This is a genomic window from Geovibrio sp. ADMFC3, assembly GCF_054687035.1.
On the sequence record NZ_BAAFZG010000002.1, the window covers coordinates 2,919,562 to 2,940,000 of the forward strand.

Genomic DNA, 20,439 nt, shown 5'->3' on the forward strand with positions numbered 1-20,439 from the left:
CATGAAATTTATCAAAAGTTCCCTCAATCACCCCATAGTTACAGTTGTTATCACCCTTGCTGTGGTGATAGTCGGCATCCACGCTTTTCTTAAAATGCCCCGAACTGAAGACCCTTCCATAACCATACGCACAGGGCTGGTGTTTGCGGTTTACCCCGGTGCTTCCTCAGAAGAGGTTGAACGCCAGCTCACGGTTAAACTTGAAGAACACATATTTAAGTTCCCTGAAATAAGAAAGGAAAAGACCTACTCCACAAGCCGTCCGGGTATTGCCGTGGTGAATGTTGAGCTTGAGGATTATGTCACCGAGGCTGATGTATTCTGGGCGAAGCTCCGCAATGAATTTGCAGAGGCAAAGTCCGAGTTTCCGGAAGGGGTTTACGCAATATCAGTCAACTCTGATTTCGGTGATACTGTAGCCATGCTCATTGCTGTCCACGGAGACAACTACGGTTATCGCGAATTAAGCGATTATGCAGATAAGATACAGGACGGTCTGCGTTCGGTACGTGAGGTCGGCAAGGTTGTTGTCTATGGCAAACAGCAGGAACAGATAAAGGTTACTACTGATTCCGAAAGGCTTGCCGCATATGCAACTGATCCCATGAAGATTGCCCGTATGCTGAAAGAGAGAAATACCGTTGGTTTTTCAGGTAATTTTGAATCGGCAGAAAGCAAAATACCCATAAAAACAGCAGGTCTTTTTAAAGCGGAAGATGATGTGAGGAATACTCTCATTGATGTTTCCCGTACCACAGGTCATCCTGTTTACCTCAAGGATGTGGCTGATATAGAAAGAGTTTATGAAGACCCTTCATTTATGATCCGTTATGACGGCACACCTGCACTCCTTATTTCTGTTGAGATGCAGGAAGGGAAAAACATTGTAGAACTGGGTGAATCGATTGGTAATGTTTTTACAGGGCTGAAGGGGATTCTGCCGCCTGATATCTCACTTGACCTCATTGCTGACCAGCCCACTGTCGTAAAAGAGAGAATGAACACTCTAACCCATGAGTTTATGCTTGCCATTGCCTCCGTTATCCTTGTTACTATTATTCTCCTTCCTTTCCGAGTGGCTGTCATTGCGGCTGTTGCAATTCCGGTAACTCTTTGTGCTACATTGGGTTTGATGAACACTTTCGAGATAGCGCTCCATCAGGTTTCCATAGCATCGCTTATTATGGTGCTGGGCATTGTGGTGGATGATGCTATTGTTATTGCTGACAACTATGTTGAACTTCTGGACAGAAAAGTGCCGAAGGAAGATGTGGCGTGGCGTTCGGCTGGCGATGTATTTGTTCCCGTACTCACAGCGACTCTTACTATCATATTCTCATTTTTGCCGCTTCTCATTCTTTCCGGCTCAGTGGGCGAATTTATTTCCGCACTGCCGAAAACCGTTGCAATTGCTCTTTCGGTTTCGTTTATTGTGGCGGTTATGCTCACTCCGATTCTTTGCAGATTTTTTATCAAAAAGGGTCTGCATTCTGATACACCGGATAAAAAGCAGAGACGTTCTGCTCTGGACAGGGTGCAGGGCGCATACGCTGTTACGATCAATATATTTATGAAACGCAAATATTTAGCTGCTGTTGTGGGAATAGCGGGCATTGTCCTTGGCGGTTTGTATTTTAAATATATTCCACAGCAGTTTTTCCCGTCAGCCGAGCGCAACCAGTTTGTAATTGATGTCTGGATGCCTCAGGGAAGCAGAATCGAGGCAACTGATGCTGTTATGAACCGCATCGAAGGCAGACTTTCTGAGCATTCTGATGTCAGTCATTTTGCCGCATTCGTGGGCAGAAGCGCACCGAGATTCTACTATAATGTCAACCCCCAGCAGCCTGACACCGCTTATGGTCAGTTTATTGTCAACACAGTGTCTGAAAAGGCGACTGTGGGACTGGTTTATGAACTCCGAAAGTCCCTCGCCGAAACCGCACCGGAAGCACTTGTAATAGTTAAGGAACTTCAGCAGGGTAATCTTCTTGAGGCTCCGGTTGAGGTGCGGATAAGCGGATATGATATTCATAAACTTAAACAAATCGGGGCGGAGATAGGGGGAATAATATCCTCTGTGCCGTATTCTGATTTTGTGCATACGGACTATTTTAATGATTCTATGATGATAGATGTGGATGTGGACACTGACGCCGCCGCAAGGCTAGGTATTCCAGCTTCTGCCATAGCAGGATATCTCTATGGCGGATTTGACGGTATAACAGTAACCAGCTACAGAGAAGGGGAAAGAGTCATACCCGTGGTTCTTCGTCTTAATAAGGAAAACCGCAGCAAAATAAGTGATATAGGCGATTATTATATAACTTCTCCCACAACAGGTGCAAAAATTCCGGTACGCTCCGTTGCGGAAGTTAAAACGGAGTTTCAGACAAGCCGTATAGTCCGCAGAAACGGTGTGCCCACCCTCACTGTCAGAGCTTTTGTGAAGGAAGGATACTACGCCTCTGCGCTTCTTGACAGGGTTCGTCCGGAGATTGAGGCAATCAGTCTTCCTGCCGGATACAGCATAAGCTACGGCGGTGAGCTTATGAACAGAGATGAAACATTCCCGCAGATGATGGTTGCTCTCGGAATCAGTCTGATAGCTATATTTTTTGTTCTTCTTGTGCAGTTTAAGAATATCCGTGAACCGCTTATAATTATGGCGTCCATACCTCTTGCACTGCCCGGTGCGATGTTCGGGCTATTCATAACCGGAAACCCGTTTGGCTTTACTGCATTCATGGGGCTTATAAGCCTTTGCGGAATAGTGGTTAGAAACGCTATTATTCTGGTGGATTACATAAAAGAGAAAACGGCGGAGGGGCATAGCCTGGAGCGTGCAGCAACAGAAGCGGGGGAACGTAGACTGCGTCCAATATTTCTTACTACCATGGCGGCAGCTGTGGGTGTTACCCCTATGATCCTCTCCGGTTCAAGCCTTTGGAGTCCGCTTGCCAGTGTTATAGCTGTGGGGCTTATTTTTTCCATGTTTTTTACGCTTCTTGTGGTGCCTGTGCTTTATGTTGTTGTTATGTCAGAAAAAAGCAGTGCAAAAACAGCAGCGGCTGTCATGGCGTTTATGCTTTTTACAGGTACAGTACATGCTGATACGTTTACACTTAAGCAGGCGGAGGAATATGCCCTTAAAAACAGCCGTAATCTGAAGATTACAGAGGCGAGAATTCAGGAGCAGGTATCTGTGAAAAGAACCGCCAAAGCAAACTATTTTCCTATGCTTACTGTGGATTCAATGTACTCCGAAACGACCAATAACGGGCTAGTGACAATCGATAAAGGCGCACTGGGAACTGTTCCGGGGCTTGGAGGTTTTCCAACTGAGGATCTCGAAATAGATCAGGGAAGCGATTCTCTTTTTATTGTGAACACCACAATAAAGCAGCCGCTTACACAGCTTTTTAAGATAAATGAGGGTGTAGGTGCTGCGGATGCTGACTTGAAAACGGCAAAGACAGAACATAAAAAAGCGGTGAACGAAACAGTATTTGCAGTGCGCCGGCTTTTTTACGGTATCCTTCTTGCGGAGAAACAGACAGAAGTTTACGGAACCTACGTTAACGCCTTTGAGGAAACAGTTAAGGAAGCAGAGGATGCCTTCTCCGCCGGCAATGTTCTTGAATCTGCAGTTATGGAGGCAGAAACAGGGCTTTTAAACAGCAGACAGAACCTTAAATCTGCTGAAACAAGGCTTTCAGACCTGAAAGCGCAGTTCAGAGATTTACTTAATTTGCCCTCTGATACAGAAATTACCCTTGACGGTGAATCAATTACAGATGAGCCGGAGAGTATCAGCATTACAAAAACAGAGGCGGAACTCACCTCTCCTGATGTAAAAGCGGCTGAATACATTCTGGAAAAAGCAATGAGAGCCAGAGGGGCGGCGAGGGATGAATATATTCCTGATCTTGGGCTGTTCGCAAGGCATACATACCAGGACGGAGTCCCTTTTGTTGACAGCAGCATAACCACTTTCGGCGTGCAGGCGGAGTGGGATGTATTTGACTGGGGCAAGCGCAGAGGTGTTCTGGGGCAGAGGAACGCGCAGGTTATTCAGGCATCTGAAAATCTGCGGAATGCCAAGGGCAGGCTTGAAGTTGAACTTAACAGGCTGAACGGCAGGCTTGAATATGCTGAAAGTGTACTTAAAACTGCTGAAAAGGCTGCGGAACTGGCAGAAGAAAACAGCCGTCAGATGAACGACAGGCTCAAAGCCGGACTGGTCAGCGAAGCTAAGGTTAAGCGCACCGCAGCGGAGGCGGAAAAATCACAATATGATCTGAGAGCGGCAAAGCTGAATATTCTTCTTACCACAGCAGAAATCAGAAAAGTATCCGGAATCCTTGCTGCTGCGGAAAAAGCTGAATGAGCTTACACACTGGACAAACCAGTCAAAAAGGATAAAATAGATATTATTCATGTTATAAAACAATAAACATGTTTTCATTGAAAATTTAAACATATCGCTATATAGTTTAATACATAGCGATATCGTTCTTATTATGTGACGGATCAGGCTATATTACCCCCGTGCGGCTTTTATGCACGGTTTCAAGGAGGCTATCTTGAAAAATATCAGGCCTGAAATGAGTATTTCAGACATTTTAACCGATTTTCCCGAAACAAAAGAACTGTTCATGATGAACGGTCTCGGGTGTTTTGCGGATAACGGTGCGTTTCTCAAAACCCTTACTCTGTCTTCATTCACGAAGATGAGAGAGCTTAACCCCGAAATTTTCTATTCGCTTCTGGAAAAACGCATAGAGGCAAGCGAAGTTCCTATGCTCTACACGGAAGATGCACCCCCGGTTAAGCCGGATTTCCTCGGCTATATGGTGTGTCCGGTCAAGCACCTTTTTAAAGAGTCATACGAAGAGGCGATGATAAAACACCTTGAAAAAACAGGGGAAAAATTTGTCAGCTTCGTCCCTATGGGCTGCGGAGGGGCTGATCCTTATGAGGATATATGGCAGTCCTACAACATAGATGAACTGCCGGATATTGTCAGCTCCATTGGCTTCGGCTCTTTCTACAGAACCCAGTTTACATCACGATTTCTTGACAGCGGGCATTATGAAGCCTGCCAGATGAAGCCCATGCCCGAACCATTCGCCTCCGCAGGCATAGAAGACCCTCTGGGGGTTTACACTGTCTATGCTGTTTATACATACATAATGCTTGTGGATTATAAACGACTTAAAGATCTTTCCGTTCCCCGCAGGTGGAGCGATTTGATGAAACCGGAATATAAAAACAACATAATTGTCGGCGGAAGTGATGACTACATCAGTGAGGTTCTTCTTGTAAATATCTGGAAAGATTACGGTCAGGAAGGTCTTGATAAACTTCTGCCTAACATTAAGGACGGCTGGCACGCCTCACAGATGGCAAAAGCTGCCGGAAGTTCGATGTCAACCGGAGCTGCAATCTATGTTTTGCCTTGGTTTTTTGCCAAATCATGCCCGAATACCGAACATACGGAAATTATCTGGCCGGAGGACGGAGCAATGGCAAGCCCCATGTATATGCTTGTTAAAAAGAAGGAAAAAGAACGCCTGAAACCCATTATAGACTACATGACAGGAACAGAGCTTGCTGACATTATGGCGTCCTCTTTTTTCCCCTCTGTGCATCCCGAAGCTGACAATAAGCTTCCCGAAGGGGCAAAAATCAAATGGCTCGGCTGGGACTTTATCAGAAGCAGAGACATGAAAGCCTTTTCCGATGAATTAAATGATAACTTCATGGCAAAACTCAGAGAGTACAGAAAAGAGCAGGGTAAAAAACTGCACGTTATAATCCGCTGATATATAAAGGGTAAATATAAATGAAGCTTATTACTGTCGCAGGTCCCCCGTCAGCGGGGAAGACCTCGGTTATTATAAAAACCGCCGAATATTTATCAAAATACAAAGGCAAAATAGGCATTGTTAAGTTTGACTGTCTTTCCGCACTTGATCACAGGCTCTACACTGAAGCTGGACTTACTGTTGTTACCGGACTCTCCGGCAACCTTTGCCCCGACCATTACTTCGTAAGCAACATTGACGACTGTGTTCAGTGGGGCAGGGAAAAGGGATTTGACGTTCTGATAAGCGAAAGCGCAGGGCTATGCAACCGCTGCGCACCTCATATCAAAGGCGTTACTGCCGTGTGCGTTGTGGACTGCCTTTCCGGCGTGGACACACCGCAGAAAATTGGTCCAATGCTCCGTTATGCAGACATAGCCGTTATCACCAAGGGAGACATAGTTTCGCAGGCGGAAAGAGAGGTTTTTGCTTTCCGTGTGCGTCAGGCTAACCCCAAGGCTGCTGTCATGTTCGTAAACGGCATTACAGGTCAGGGAGCTTATGATTTGAGTTTTTCATTTGATGAAGCCTCTGAGGTTTCATCTCTTGAGGGGGCAAGACTGCGTTTTTCAATTCCCGCTGCTATATGCCCCTATTGTGTGGGTGAAACCGATATCGGCGTGGACCACCAGAAAGGAAATGTTAAGAAAATGACATTCAAAGAGGCGGTTCCAAATGGGTAAACATCTTTTAAAAGTGCCTTTCGGCAGGCTTCTTCAGGAACATCCGTACGCAGGAGACTATTTCCGCTCAATCGGCTTATCGTGGAAGGACAGCCTTCAGACTCCGGAACAGCTCATAGAATCTGTTGAAGAAGAAACTATGGAGGATGCGGGACTTTCCCATGAGCAGATGCGTACGCACTTTCTGGAATTTATGGCGCAGGCAGCGGAACTGATGAAAAACTCAAAACGCAGACTTTCATCACTGACCATAATCGGCGGAACAGACAAGAGCGGACGTGAGGAAAATGTTGAGATAGAGCTTAGACCCGGGGACATTATGTGCATTGTGGGTCCCACAGGTTCAGGCAAAAGCCGTCTTCTGGCTGATATTGAATGCTTTGCACAGAAGGACACTCCCACAGGCAGAACAATCCTTATTGATGGCAAAACACCCACGCAGAATGAGCGGTTCCGCTTTGAGAACAAGCTTGTGGCACAGCTTTCCCAGAACATGAATTTTGTGGTGGATTTGAATGTCGAGAGCTTTGTAGCCATGCATGCCTCAAGCCGCATGGTTGTGGATATAGATTCCACAGTTCAATCTGTTATAGAGTGTGCCAACGAGCTTGCCGGAGAAAAATTTGAGCGCAAAACTGCTCTTACCCAGCTTTCCGGCGGTCAGTCACGGGCGCTTATGATAGCAGATACGGCTCTTTTAAGCTCATCACCCATTGTCCTGATAGATGAGATAGAAAACGCCGGAGTAGACAGAAAGAAAGCCTTGGAACTTCTTGTTAGAAAAGAGAAAATTGTCCTGATGTCCACCCATGATCCGATTCTGGCTCTGATGGGTAACAGACGCATAGCGATCAGCAACGGAGGCATTGCCGCTTTGATCGATACAGAAGGGAAGGAAAAAGAAAATCTCGCTGTTCTGGAAGAGTTTGACGCTAAAATACTTGAAATAAGAAATATGCTGAGATCCGGCAAAAAAATAGATTTTGAACTGGGTGAGTTTCTCGGACTCGCAGAGAAAACCGTTTGAGGTGAATCAATATGCCGAACAGGGCGCATGAATTTGATGCCATAGCCGATGAGGTTTTTGCTCCTCTTTATCCTGTTGTTGCGGAACAGATTCTGAAAATCACAGGAAAAGAGAGCGGAACATGCCTTGATATAGGCTGCGGCGGCGGTCATCTGGGGCTTGAGATAGCTCGCATGGCCGACATGCGCCTTATTCTGGCTGATATCTCTGCTGATGCCATAAGCCTCGCACGGAAAAGGGTTGGCAGCTGGGGTTTTTCGTCTATTGCAGAAGCTCTTGTGGCAGGTGTTCACAGTTTGCCTTTTGCTGACGGCTCGTTCGATCTTATCGTGAGCCGCAGTTCTGTGTGGTTCTGGGAGGATCATCTGGGTGCTTTCGGTGAGTTGATGCGTGTTCTTGCTCCGGGCGGGATAATATTCATCGGAAGCGGCTTCGGCAAACAGAGGGTCAAACAGGCTATCATAGAAAAAATGCGGGAAAGAAACCCCGAATGGCCTAAGAAGGTCAAGAAAAGAACAGGCATTGACCACACTCCGCAGACTCTGGCTGACACATTCAACCAGCTCGGCGGTCTGACGGAAATTTTTCAGAATGACTGCGGCGGATGGGTAATCTGCCGTAAGTAGAAACTATTCACGGAACTTCTGTTACTGTGAAAAATGAACCCCTTTTTTCAAAGGGGCTCATGTCGATGAATTTTCTTATTTTACCTTTTTAATGTCGATCTTCATGGCTTCAGCTACGCCTTTTCCGTATGCAGGGTCTGCTTTCATGCAGTTTCCGATATGGCGGATTTTGATTTCTTCCGGTGCGTCTCCCATTGCCCTTGCTGTGTTTTCAAACAGCACTTTCTGCTGAGCGAGGTTCATAAGCCTGAAGAGTATTCCGGGCTGAGTGAAGTAATCGTCATCATCCTCACGGAAGTTCCAGTTCCATGCACCGCCCTGAAGCTCAAGCTCCGGCTCACGGAATTTGGGCTGTTCCTGCCATTCGCCGTAGCTGTTGGGCTCGTAGTGCAGGGTTGAGCCCTGATTGCCGTCAACACGCATCTGTCCGTCTCTGTGGTAGCTGTGGAAGGGGCATCTGGGTGCATTAACAGGGATCTGGTGATGGTTTACACCGAGTCTGTAACGCTGTGTATCTCCATAGGAGAAAAGCCTTCCCTGGAGCATTTTATCGGGTGAAAAGCCGATTCCGGGAACAATGTTTGCGGGGTTAAACGCAGCCTGTTCAACATCCTGAAAGTAGTTTTCAGGGTTTTTATTCAGTTCGAAATAACCTACCTCAATGAGGGGGAACTCCTTTTTGTACCAAACTTTTGTAAGGTCAAACGGATTGTAGGGCATTTTCTTTGCCTGTTCTTCGGTCATGACCTGAATGAACATTGTCCATTTGGGGAAGTCGCCTTTATCAATGCTTTCAAGTAAGTCTCTCTGGTGGCTTTCACGGCATTTGCCGATTACTTTTTCAGCCTCTTCATCTGTGAGATTTTTTATTCCCTGCTGCGACACAAGGTGAAACTTAACCCATACACGTTTGTTTTTGTCATTTATCATACTGAAAGTGTGGCTTCCGAAGCCGTGCATATGGCGGTAGGAAAGGGGGATACCTCTCTCGCTCATTGTAATTGTAACCTGATGGAGCGCTTCAGGGAGGGATGTCCAGAAATCCCAGTTGTTCTTTGCACTTCTCATGTTTGTTCTGGGATCACGCTTAACTGCGTGGTTGAGGTCAGGAAATTTCAGCGGATCACGCAGGAAAAATACCGGAGTATTATTGCCCACAAGATCCCAGTTGCCTTCTTCAGTGTAAAACTTCATGGCAAAACCACGAATATCTCTTTCGGCGTCTGCTGCGCCTCTTTCGCCGGCAACGGTGGAGAACCTGACAAACATATCGGTTTTTTTGCCTATTTTGGAGAATATTTTGGCTTTGGTGTACTTTGTTATATCATGTGTAACGGTAAAAGTGCCGAATGCTCCTGAGCCTTTGGCGTGCATTCTTCTTTCGGGTATCACTTCCCTGTCAAAATGAGCAAGTTTTTCGAGAAACCATACATCCTGAATCAGCATAGGACCACGGGGTCCTGCGGTCTGAACATTCTGGTTGTCCACAACGGGTGCGCCTGCAACGGTTGTCAGCTTCTGTTTTTTCTTTTTGTCCATTACTCTGCCTCCTTAATTTTCTCTTTTTTGCATTTCGGGCATACGCCTTTGAAATAAACATCTCTGTCTTTTATGGTGAATCCGTTGAGGTCATCAGCGGGAAAGTCATCTATATTGATACTGAAGTTGAAAATTTCTCCGCAGGATTCGCATTTGAAATGTCCGTGAGTTTTCATAACTATGTCATACCTTATTTCATTCTCCTCGATATTCAGCATACGTACCAGACCGGCCGCCAGAAAGAGGTTCAGTGTATTGTAAACTGTTGTTTTTGAGAGTGACGGAATTTCAGGATGAAGATCATTATAAATCTTTTCCACCGTAGGGTGGCAGAGGTTCTCTTTCATATAAGCAAGTATCCGCACTCTTTGTATTGAGGGTCTGATGTTTCTTTCCGATAATTCTTTCGCAGTTTCTTCAAGGCTGATTTTCATTATTTCCTTCTCGATTATAATGAAGATAAGTTTGTAATCATTATAAATTAATATTAATTGTTGATTCCTGAGCAGTCAAGCAAATCTGAATAAATTACTAAATTTATTTTACCAGATCAAAACAGATGTAACCCAGATAAAAGATTTATCGTCTAAACGGATATCAGGCAGGATGCCGAATAATACTTCAGGGAGGATGACAATGATAATTTCTGCTTCAAGCGGTCTTTATGAAAGCCTGAAAATCAGCGGACTGACACAGGTTTCTTCCGGTTCAAAAACAGAAGAAAACAGCCAGAACAGCCGTTTTGCTTCGCTTTTATCTGTTGATAAAACAGATATAAGTGTCATGGGAAGCTTTATGGTTAATATGCCCGATGAACTTCAGACCGACATGGAAGACTTCAGAAACTCTGTAAAGGAAGCAGCAGAAAGTGAAGAGGAGTTCGACGCAGAAAGCGTTGCGGAATCAGCCTCTGATGAACTCAAAGCCTATGCCGAGGAGCAGGGGATAAGCCTTGTTGAACTGGCGCAGGAAGGAAAGGAACTGTATGAGAATGCGCCTGCTGAAGGCATGTACGGAATGCAGGGCGGAAAACCTCCTATGGGCGGCGGAATGCCTCCGATGGGTGAGTCTGAGGAAAGTTCTGATGATACTCTTCTAAGCCTTCTGGAAGCTCTCGCCGAAGCCAGCGAAGAATCAGCAGCCAACACAACAGTAAGCATCGCCGGCACTGATGATGCTGAAGAAGCTGAAGAAACGGCTGAAACAGCCGCCGCAGAAAACAGTCAGGATCAAATGACTGAACTGCTTATGAGCGCACTGGAAAAGATGACCTCAACTGATGAGGAGGAAGGTTCTTTTGAATTCAGGTACTCAATGATGATGAATTCGCTTCTTTTCGGCGAGGCGTAAGGATTAATGACAGTTAAAGACACAGATTCGGACAGGACGCACACCAACCCGTAGGGGCGGCAGGAAACAGCAGCAGCCTGCCGCCCTGAAATAAACTTTATATTGACTGATAAGGGCAATAAGCGGAAGAATGATATATTGAATGAACAACAGCACTGTGCGTGATATTTCCGATGAGGAGCTGATAAAAAGGCTTATCTGCGGGGAATACGAATATTTTAAAACCTTTATCAAGAGGTTCGAGTCACTGGTTTTTGAAACAGTGGGAAGACATGTTCCGGAGGATATAACCGAGGATATTGCACAGGAAGTTTTTATAAAGGTTTTTAAGTCTTTGAAAACATTAGATAATCACGAAAAAATCAAGGGCTGGCTAAAAAAAGTGAGCATAAACTGCTGCTGTGATTACTGGCGGCGTGAATACAGAAAAAATGAAATGTCTCTCAGCAGCCTGAACAATGACGGCGGAAATCTTCTGGAAAAGCTTGAATCTGAAAGCGCAGGGGACGAGTTTGAGAGGAAGAGCAGGCAGCTCCACCTTAGGATGATTTTGGACAGGGCGATGCTTTCTCTTTCTCCGAAAGACAGAATATTGATGGAACTGGTATATTTTGACGGTGTATCCGCTTCTGAAGCAGCGGAAATGATGAACATGACAAAGGCAGGGGTAAAGGTCAGAACATTCCGTGCCAAGAAAAAACTTTCAGACGCACTTAAGAAAATGGGAATCAGGGACAGTAACTATGAATAATGAAAAATTGATATCAGAGCTTGGCGATGCCAGCAGAGCATTCAGGAAAACTGTTCCTGATGAATACTTTGCGGAAAAGACATACAGAAAAGCCATTGAAAGCAAGCAGGATTTACCATTTGCAGCTATGAAATCTCCGGCATTTGCTGTTCTTGTGCCTGTTCTGTGCGTTCTTGTGGCTGTTTTCTTTATAACAGAAAACTATATGGTGCAGGAAAAAGCGGTTTACCTTATGGAACTTCTTGTAACCGGTGTTTCCGGCGTTGTTATATAGGTTTGCCATGAAGAGAGCAATTTATATAGGCATTATTTTTCTGATAGGTTTTGTGACGGGTGCTACTGCAATGAATATATTCCGCATAGCGCAGTTTCACCACATGCGTAAGGAACCGCACAACATAGCGGAAAAGATACATTCTACCTTGGAAAGAGAGCTGAAGCTTAGTCCGGAGCAATCTGCAGAAGTCAGACGTATCCTTGAGGAGACACGCCCGCAGGCGGATGCTTTACGTGAAAAAACTAAAGCAGAGGCCGATAGAATTTTTGAAGAAACCTTCAGAAAGATGGAAAGTGTTCTTGATGACGGGCAGATGAAAAAGCTGATTCAGCTCCATGAAAGATTTAAAAATAATCCTCCGCCACCTCCGCCTATGGGCGGTTTTCCGCCTCCGCCGCCGGACAGACCCTAGGTTTTTACCGGCAGTTTTAATGTAACTTTGAGACCTTCTTCTGTGTTGGATGCTGATATTGTTCCTTCATGAAGATCCACGGCACGCTTGGCTATAGCGAGACCGAGCCCGGTTCCTCCGGTTTGTCTGTCTCTGTCGGCATTTTCCCTGAAAAACGGGATAAAAATTTTCTCAAGGTTATCTTCATGGACACCATTTCCGTCATCAGTAACTTCCACAGTGACAAAATATTCATCGGCGCTGACATTTATTTCAATTTTTCCTTTTGAATAGCGGAGAGAATTTCTCACAACATTCTCAATGGCGCTCGAAAGAAGCCTTTTGTTACCATATATTTTGTAGCAGATGCACCCGCTGTATAAGATTTTTTTCCCTGACGCTTCTGCTTCAAAGTGGAAATCAGGCATGAGGCTTTCAAGAAGTCCGCAGATATCAAAATGCTCAAACCTGATCTGTTTATCCGTACAGTCTGAAACTGCCTTGAGATCAGATATCATTGCCCCCATCCTGTTCCATTCAGTTTCGATGCGGTTCAGAAGTTTAGCGGTGGGCTGATCAGACTTTGCCAAAGCCAGTTCAATGGCAAGTCTCATCCTTGTGAGGGGTGAGCGGAGTTCGTGGGATATGTCTCTGAACATTCTGATCTGCTGCTGTCTGTTTTCTTCCAGACGTTCAGCCATCTGCATAAACTTGTGTGCAAGTTCACCGAATTCATCGTTTCTGTGCGCAACATTGCTTAGGGAAATATCAAACGAACCTTTGGCTATTTTGTCCGAAGCCACATTAATTTCCTTAAGAGGAACAGTAAAGTGCCTCGCCAGATAGAAACTGATTAGCGAAATAATGATTATATGAAGGAGAATTTCCTGTGAATATTCCTTTATCCATACCATAGCGACTGTTTTTCTTTCAGGGCGGCTGAAAACCAGAATAAGATACTTCACCTTGTCATATGAATTGCCGGCATCATCAAGGAGAATATATCCGTTTATAATTTCACTTTCATTTATCTGCCTTACGACACGGAGCTTCTGCTTATGCAGTGTTGTGACTGTTTCCTTAACTACGTCATGAAACGACTGCCCTGTCAGTTCTTCAAGGCTGCTGTTGAAAAGGTAGCCTTTAGTTTTAGAAGCGGCAGATTCTTTTGTGATATATTTTATGAAGCTGTCGGCATCCATTGACTTATATTTATCAGAGAGAAGGATGCTTAAATTAATTTCGTTTGAATGCTGTGCCTTTATGCTGAGGATTCTGACAAAATCCTTGTCTGACATTACATAAAGAAAAATGCTGAAAACACTGAATGCTATGAGGCTTATCCAGAAAGATATAAAGATCTTGAGGAATATTCCGCCTTTAACAAGTCTCAATTCTTAACCTCTGCGGTGAGAATGTAGCCTGCGCCTCTTATGCTTTTGATTGAATCCGTACTGCCTATTTTTTTCCTTATATTGCTTATATGAACATCAATACTGCGGTCAAATGAGTTAAGCTCTCTTTCAAAAACAAATTTGGAAATATCGTCCCTGCTGACTGTTTTTCCTGGATTCCGCATAAGCATTTCAAGGATCTGGAACTCTGCGGAGGTAAGGGGAACTTCCTCTCCGTCAACATAAGCATTCAGCAGAGCAGTGTTAATACGCAGATTTCCTGCTTCAATTATATCGCCGGTGGAGGAGCGTCCGGTACGCCGGAGAATAGCTTTAATCCTGACTATCAGTTCACGGGGGTTGAAAGGTTTAGGGAGGTAGTCGTCCGCTCCGTTTTCTATACCGGATATTCTGTCGCCTTCTTCACCTCTGGCAGTGAGCATAAAAACCGGAGTGTCATTGGTTTTCCGGAGTTTGCGGAGGATAGTGAAGCCGTCCATCCCCGGGAGCATCACGTCTAATATTATAAGAGAAAAGTTTCCGTTTGCGGCTTTTTCAAGCCCTTTTACACCTTCATGGACACTTTCCACAAGGAAACCTTCCTCACCGAGATAGGTTTCAAGAAGTTCGCAAAGTTCTTTATCATCATCTATGATTAGTATATTTGCATTTATAAAATTCATAAATACAATTATAAAAGTAAACTGCAATAAAATCACGTTAATTTACGTTAAGCGTGCTGACGCTGCTTTACAAAAATTTACCAAGCAGTTAAGACTTTTTTTCTTTAAATAGGTCAATGTAGTGTAAAGTTTTATTATTCCGCAGGGATGGGATGATTATGAAATATATGATTGCATGCGTGCTTTTTTTCTCTTTAGCACTCATGGGATGTGGGGTCAGAGAGCAGTCGGTCAAAATTAAGGAACTCAAAGCTGAAGTACCGGAATCATTTGTTAATGTTTCTGCGGGCTATGTTCCTGATAATTCATCGGAATGGTGGAGTATTTTTGACGACATTGCTCTGGATCGGCTTATTCGTGAGATGTTTGCAGAAAACTATGAGCTTGAAGATACTTACGTCGCTTTGGAAATAAAACGTTCAGGAGTGAAGTCCGCCCGTGCGGACAGAATGCCTGTTGTAACAGCCGGCGGCGGGATTAACGAGACTTCAAGGGAGTCCGGCGGCGAAAGGAAATGGCAGGATGAATATGAGCTTTCTGTCAGAGCCTCATGGGAGGCAGATATATGGGGCAAGGATGCAAGCCTTGTTTCAGCAGCAGAGTATGATTCTGAATATGCAAGAATGACCCTTCGGGGCAGATACATTTCTCTTTCTGCCGAACTGGCGGACAGATACTTCCTCTACAGATACGAAACTGAACATCTTCTGAAATTAAAAAAGCTTGAAAAGTTATATGAAAAGCTTGTCAAAGCAGACAGAAATTCTTTCAGATCAGGGCTTGGCACTCTTGAAGATATATACGAATCTGAAAAAAAGCTTGAAACTGTCAGAATAAACAGAGCGTTCGCTGAATCCACTGCCATGAGCCTGCGTGAAGAGATAGGGCTTCTTCTTGCCAGAAGGGGCGCAGAGCTGCCTGAACTGCCTCAGGGATGGCAGGTGCGTATTCCTGATGTGCCCTATGCTGTCCCTGCCGATGTAATAACCTCAAGACCTGACATCAAAGCCGCTGAATACGCAATATACAGAACAGACAGACAGCTTGCCTCTGCCATAGCTAACAGGTATCCGTCGCTTTCCATTTCTGCAGCGGGTGTTTACGGTTCTGACAGTGTTTCCGCACTGATACGCCCTGAATCCTTTGCATTTTCACTTATTGCTGATGCTCTTTTCACTGTTTTTGACGGCGGAAAAAAGAAAACAGCCGTAACTGTAAAGGAGCTTGAGCTTGACTCGTACATATTAAAATACAAACAGGCAGTGCTTACCGCTCTGCATGACATTGAGAAAGGGCTCCTTGAAAATTCCTACAGAGAAAAAGCCATTACCGAACTTAGGCGCACCGCAGAGAAAAACAATTCTCTTTATGAACTTGGCAGCCTCAAATTCAGAGGCGGTCTTATCCCCCTCAGAAGTGTAATATCCGCTGAAATAAGCATGCTTGAGCAGGAAATAGCGCTTCTGGGCGGTGAACGGGAACTGGTGAGCGCAAGAATAAGTCTTATCCGTGCCTTAGGGAATGGATGGGAGAATAAATATATAGCTGAAATGGAAAAATCAGGAGACGGGAAATGAGCAAGAACATAATTAAAATTATTCTGCCGGTGGCAATTATCGGAGTTTCGCTGCTGGTCTGGAAATACTATATGTCCAACATTCCCGTTCCTGAAAAAAATGACCCTGCTCGGATTCCCCCTGTTGTTATTACAGAAAAAAGCACAAAGACTTTTATTCCCCTTGAACGTGAAGGATACGGCAGAGTGCAGGCGGAAAAAACTATTGATGTTAAAACAGAAACAGGCGGAACTGTAATATATAAGAATCCTGCTTTTGATGAAGGCGGCAGAATAAATAAAGGCGATGTGCTTTTCAGGCTGGAGTCTGTTTCCTACGAAGCTGCTCTGAGTGAGGCTGAAACAGCCCTTGCCACCGCAAGACTGAATCTGGCGGAAATTGAACATTCTGCAGATATAACCTCCAAAGAATGGGAGCTGTGGAATGAGGGCAGAGAAAAACCTGAAATTCCGGGAAGGCTTGCCGATTACCAGCTTCAGAAGGCGGAAGCGCAGGCAAAGCTTGTTCAGGCGGAAGACAGGCTGCGTCTTGCAAAGAGCAATCTCGGCAAAATAGTCTACTACGCTCCATTTAATGCTGTGGTTGTTTCATCTTCAATTGAAAACGGAAGTGTTGTTAAATCAGGCGATGTGCTTGGTTCACTGGCGGGGAATGACCTGTACGAAGCTGTTGTTCCTTTTCCAGCTTCGGTTTCAGTGGATTTCCGTTTTGCTCTCACAGAAAAAGAGGCATCACCCGTTGCCGTAATATTAAAAGACGGACATAACTCATGGGAATACAGAGGTTATCTGGCAAAGCTTCTGCCTGCTGCTGACGAAACAACAGGCATGGTAAGAGCAGTGGTGAGGATTCCTTTAAAAGAAAGTAATATCGAAAACAAGCCTGCGCCCGCCATAGGAATGACGATTAAAGCTGTTCTCCGCACCAGAGAGCCTGAACAACGGGTGATCATACCCGAAGGGGCGCTCCGTGAGGGTTCGCAGGTCTGGGCTGTGGAAAACGGCAGACTCCGTGTTATTCATGTGGATGTTCATTCTTATAAGGAGGACAGGGTTATCCTTTCCTCTGGTCTTGAGGGAGGAGAGGAGCTGATAGTCTCCAGACTCCGCGGCGCAGTGGACGGTATGGATGTTACCGTGCGTGATGCGGACAATTCCACCCTTTCAGGGAGTCTTAAATGATCCGCAGGGGCGGTGCTGTGGGCTGGATGGCTAAAAATAAGGTAGCCTCCAACCTTCTTATGCTTTTCTTCCTTGTGGGCGGCATATTCATGATGCTGAACACCAAGCAGGAAGTTTTTCCTGACTCTGAAAAAGATATTATTAACATAACATTTGAATACACAGGCGCTTCACCCGCAGAAATTGAAGAGGGGATGATTCTCCCCACGGAAGACGCTGTAAGCAGCCTGCATTTTGTAAATAAGCTCACATCTGTTGCCCGTGAGGGTTCTGGTTCAGTGAGCATTGAGCTGATAAAAGGTGTGGACAGACAGCAGGCGCTTCAGGATGTTAAATCTGAAGTTGATAAAATATCCACCTATCCCGATGAGGCTGAAACACCGGATGTTGAGCTTGAAATAAGGCGGAGAGAAGTTCTGACCGTAAGCGTTTACGGTAATGTGAACGAAGAGGCGCTGCGCTATTATGCGGACAGGATAAAAAACGGACTTCTTGCAACAGAGGGTATTACCCAGCTTGAATACGTCGCTGTGAAAGACAGGGAAATAGCTGTCTGGATACCGGAAGAGACCTTACGTAAGTACAGCATAACCCTCAGAGATATATCAAACGCTCTCAGGGAAAACTCCATAGACTATCCGTCCGGAACCCTTGAAACCGAATCCGGTGATATTAAACTCCGAATGTATGATAAGCGCCGCACAGGGCAGGAGTTCAGGGATATTCCCGTTGTCTCATCCGCAGGCGGCGGCACTGTTCTTTTGGGTGATATAGCAGAAATTTATGATGGTTTTGAAGAAAAAGACATACTGGAACGTTTCAACGGCGCTCCGTCTATTTCAATAGATGTTTACAGGGTGGGCAAACAGACACCCGCCAGCGTATCAGAGCGGGTTCATGATACAATAAGCAAAATCACTCCGACATTTCCGGATTCGGTTAAGGTTACAATCTGGGACGACAGGTCAGAGCAGCTTGAAAACCGAATAAATCTGCTTATGAAGAACGCTGCTTTTGGTCTTTCGCTTGTTGTTATAATCCTTGCAGTGTTTCTAGAAACAAGGGTTGCACTCTGGGTAGCTCTGGGGATCCCCATATCAGTATTCGGATCTTTCTATTTCCTTAATCTGGCAGGCGCTTCCATCAACATGATAACAACTTTTGCATTTATAATGACTCTTGGTATTGCGGTGGATGATGCCATTGTTGTAGGAGAGAACATACACTCGCACTATAAATCAGGCAAAAGCAGATACCGTGCCGCAGTTGACGGCACAAGGGAGATGTTAAGCGCTGTTACCTTCTCTGTTCTTACCACAGTTGCCACATTTGCACCGCTTCTGTTTGTTGAAGGGAGCATGGGACTTCTTATGAACACCCTTCCGGTGGTTGTTATCTCTGTTCTTATGGTTTCTCTTGTGGAATCATTTTTTATTCTCCCCGCACATATGAACAGCGGGAGGGATACGGAGAAAAAAGCTTTAATCTCTTTCGGGATAAGGGAAAAAATAAGAAATGCCCTGGACAGGTTTGTTAACGGTCCGTTTGAAAGATTTTTGCGTCTTTCCATGGAATATAAATACGCAACAGTATCAGTCTTTTTTGCGGTTACGATTGTATTTGCCGCTATTGTCTGGTCGGGAAATCTGAAGTTCAGGTTTCTTGCCCCGCTTGAAGGTGACAGAGTCAGGGCGACAGCGGTTATGCCCACCGGAACAGCCTCCGCTGTATCTGAAAGAGTTATAAAAAGGCTTGAGGAAGCGGCGTTTCAGGTTGATGCGGATATGATGAAGCAAAGAGGCAGTGATAATGGCTTTATCGAATACATAAACAGCGGTGTCAGGGGAGACGGCAGCGTTGTTGTCAATGTTATGCTTTATGAATACGAAATACGAAAATTCCGCACCGGGCTCTTCGAGGAAAAATGGCGTGAGAAGGTGGGAAATATCAACTCTGCGGAATCACTGAGCTTTGATTCCCAGCTTAGGAACTTCGGGGCAAATATCTCCGTTCGCCTTGATCATGACAATGAGGAAACACTGCGGAGCGCAAGCAATATTATTAAACAAAAACTGGCGGAATACGGCGGTGTTTATGATATTGAGGACTCCTTTGCATCCAAACAGCAGGAAATTCACTATAAACTCAACAGCTACGGCAGATCACTCGGACTCACTAATGATATCATCGCCTCGCAGGTCTCTCCGGCATTTCTCGGCATAAAATCCCTGACCTATCAGAGAGGGCAGGATGAAGTGACAGTGAGGGTTAAATATCCCGATTACGGGCGGAAATTTCAGGGTGATATATTTGCACTGAATATAAAGACTCCTGCCGGTTCTGAAGTGCCTTTAAGTGCGGTAGCGGAGGTTTACTTCACAGAAGATCTCACCGAAATAAACCGAACAAACAGACGCAGGGTCGTAAACGTTATTGCAACAGCAGGTGTGACATCAAACCCGCAGGAAATAATGAAGGATCTCGCTGCGAACACTCTGCCGGAGGTTCAGGGTCTTTTTCCCGGTCTGGAATGGAAATTTGAGGGGCAGGAAGAAAGCAGGCGGGAATCTATGGACAGCCTTAAATACAACATGACATTTGCCGTGCTGATAGTTTATGCATTGATTGCTGTCCCTTTGGCAAGCTATGTGCAGCCGCTTATAATCATGTTTTCAATTCCTCTGGGACTCGTGGGTGCAGCAGCAGGGCATATGCTTCTGGGCTTGAGTTTAAGTCTTATGAGTATCTTCGGAATGGTTGCTGTGAGCGGTGTTGTTGTTAACAACTCTCTTGTACTTGTTGACTTCATCAACAGGTTCGGACGTGACAAAGGCTACGTGAATGACGAAGTTATAATCGACGGCGCAAAACGCAGGTTCAGACCGATTATCATGACATCTCTTACCACCTTTTTCGGTCTTGCGCCTATGATAATGGAAACATCAATACATGTGCAGTTTCTTATACCTATGGCTGTGAGCATAGCCTTCGGAGTTCTGTTCACAACTATTGTTGCACTTTTATTTGTTCCCAGCGCATATTCAATCATGGAGGATATTAAGCGTATGTTCGAGAAAGCCAAATAAAAGA

General features: G+C 45.1%; 16 protein-coding genes. 12 read left to right on the forward strand and 4 right to left on the reverse strand.

Annotation, left to right across the window (positions count from 1 at the left end):
- Position 1 precedes the first annotated feature (1 nt).
- The 5 genes from ACYRYY_RS14265 to ACYRYY_RS14285 all read left to right on the forward strand — a co-directional run bounded on the left by ACYRYY_RS14265 (position 2) and on the right by ACYRYY_RS14285 (position 8,206).
- The gene (locus ACYRYY_RS14265; RefSeq protein ID WP_460216264.1) at positions 2 to 4,390 is read left to right on the forward strand and encodes an efflux RND transporter permease subunit; all 4,389 of its coding nucleotides are present in this window, start codon (positions 2 to 4) and stop codon (positions 4,388 to 4,390) included.
- A 196-nt stretch (positions 4,391 to 4,586) separates the two neighbouring features.
- Positions 4,587 to 5,828: an ABC transporter substrate-binding protein gene (locus tag ACYRYY_RS14270; RefSeq protein WP_460216265.1), complete on the forward strand. Its 1,242-nt coding sequence runs from the start codon at positions 4,587 to 4,589 to the stop codon at positions 5,826 to 5,828.
- 20 nt (positions 5,829 to 5,848) lie between these two features.
- Positions 5,849 to 6,553 carry a GTP-binding protein gene (locus ACYRYY_RS14275; RefSeq protein ID WP_460216266.1) on the forward strand — a complete coding sequence of 235 codons (705 nt, stop codon included), beginning with the start codon at positions 5,849 to 5,851 and terminating at the stop codon, positions 6,551 to 6,553.
- Positions 6,546 to 7,580 carry an ATP-binding cassette domain-containing protein gene (locus tag ACYRYY_RS14280; RefSeq protein ID WP_460216267.1) on the forward strand — a complete coding sequence of 345 codons (1,035 nt, stop codon included), beginning with the start codon at positions 6,546 to 6,548 and terminating at the stop codon, positions 7,578 to 7,580. Before ACYRYY_RS14275 ends, ACYRYY_RS14280 begins: the two co-directional genes overlap by 8 nt.
- An 11-nt stretch (positions 7,581 to 7,591) precedes the next feature.
- The gene (locus ACYRYY_RS14285; RefSeq protein ID WP_460216268.1) at positions 7,592 to 8,206 is read left to right on the forward strand and encodes a class I SAM-dependent methyltransferase; all 615 of its coding nucleotides are present in this window, start codon (positions 7,592 to 7,594) and stop codon (positions 8,204 to 8,206) included.
- 75 nt (positions 8,207 to 8,281) lie between these two features.
- Here the strand turns inward: ACYRYY_RS14285 and ACYRYY_RS14290 are convergent, their stop codons facing one another.
- On the reverse strand, positions 8,282 to 9,745 hold the full coding sequence (locus tag ACYRYY_RS14290) for a catalase (protein WP_460216269.1): 1,464 nt from the start codon (positions 9,743 to 9,745) through the stop codon (positions 8,282 to 8,284).
- Positions 9,745 to 10,179, reverse strand: coding sequence for a Fur family transcriptional regulator (locus ACYRYY_RS14295; protein ID WP_460216270.1), 435 nt, complete (start codon positions 10,177 to 10,179; stop codon positions 9,745 to 9,747). Before ACYRYY_RS14295 ends, ACYRYY_RS14290 begins: the two co-directional genes overlap by 1 nt.
- 202 nt (positions 10,180 to 10,381) lie before the next feature.
- Here ACYRYY_RS14295 and ACYRYY_RS14300 point away from each other — a divergent pair, with 202 nt between their 5' ends.
- From ACYRYY_RS14300 to ACYRYY_RS14315, 4 genes are all read left to right on the forward strand, one after another.
- Positions 10,382 to 11,095 (forward strand): hypothetical protein, encoded by a 714-nt coding sequence (locus tag ACYRYY_RS14300; RefSeq protein ID WP_460216271.1) that lies wholly within the window; start codon positions 10,382 to 10,384, stop codon positions 11,093 to 11,095.
- Positions 11,096 to 11,237: 142 nt separating this feature from the next.
- Positions 11,238 to 11,846 carry an RNA polymerase sigma factor gene (locus ACYRYY_RS14305; RefSeq protein WP_460216272.1) on the forward strand — a complete coding sequence of 203 codons (609 nt, stop codon included), beginning with the start codon at positions 11,238 to 11,240 and terminating at the stop codon, positions 11,844 to 11,846.
- The gene (locus tag ACYRYY_RS14310; RefSeq protein WP_460216273.1) at positions 11,839 to 12,120 is read left to right on the forward strand and encodes a hypothetical protein; all 282 of its coding nucleotides are present in this window, start codon (positions 11,839 to 11,841) and stop codon (positions 12,118 to 12,120) included. The genes ACYRYY_RS14305 and ACYRYY_RS14310 overlap by 8 nt, the downstream gene beginning before the upstream one ends.
- A gap of 7 nt (positions 12,121 to 12,127) precedes the next feature.
- Entirely contained in the window at positions 12,128 to 12,535 is a 408-nt protein-coding gene (locus ACYRYY_RS14315) for a hypothetical protein (protein WP_460216274.1), read from the forward strand.
- On the opposite strand, the gene ACYRYY_RS14320 is transcribed toward ACYRYY_RS14315, so the two are convergent.
- Complete coding sequence (locus tag ACYRYY_RS14320; RefSeq protein WP_460216275.1) at positions 12,532 to 13,908, reverse strand: ATP-binding protein; 1,377 nt, start codon at positions 13,906 to 13,908, stop codon at positions 12,532 to 12,534. The genes ACYRYY_RS14315 and ACYRYY_RS14320 overlap by 4 nt on opposite strands.
- Positions 13,905 to 14,591 (reverse strand): response regulator transcription factor, encoded by a 687-nt coding sequence (locus ACYRYY_RS14325; protein ID WP_460216276.1) that lies wholly within the window; start codon positions 14,589 to 14,591, stop codon positions 13,905 to 13,907. Before ACYRYY_RS14325 ends, ACYRYY_RS14320 begins: the two co-directional genes overlap by 4 nt.
- Before the next feature lie 152 nt (positions 14,592 to 14,743).
- On the opposite strand from ACYRYY_RS14325, the gene ACYRYY_RS14330 reads away from it, so the two are divergent.
- From ACYRYY_RS14330 to ACYRYY_RS14340, 3 genes are read left to right on the forward strand one after another with little or no spacing between them, the layout of a single operon-like run.
- Complete coding sequence (locus ACYRYY_RS14330) at positions 14,744 to 16,168, forward strand: efflux transporter outer membrane subunit (protein WP_460216277.1); 1,425 nt, start codon at positions 14,744 to 14,746, stop codon at positions 16,166 to 16,168.
- Positions 16,165 to 17,349, forward strand: coding sequence for an efflux RND transporter periplasmic adaptor subunit (locus ACYRYY_RS14335; RefSeq protein WP_460216278.1), 1,185 nt, complete (start codon positions 16,165 to 16,167; stop codon positions 17,347 to 17,349). Before ACYRYY_RS14330 ends, ACYRYY_RS14335 begins: the two co-directional genes overlap by 4 nt.
- Positions 17,346 to 20,435 (forward strand): efflux RND transporter permease subunit, encoded by a 3,090-nt coding sequence (locus ACYRYY_RS14340; protein ID WP_460216279.1) that lies wholly within the window; start codon positions 17,346 to 17,348, stop codon positions 20,433 to 20,435. Before ACYRYY_RS14335 ends, ACYRYY_RS14340 begins: the two co-directional genes overlap by 4 nt.
- Positions 20,436 to 20,439: the final 4 nt, after the last annotated feature.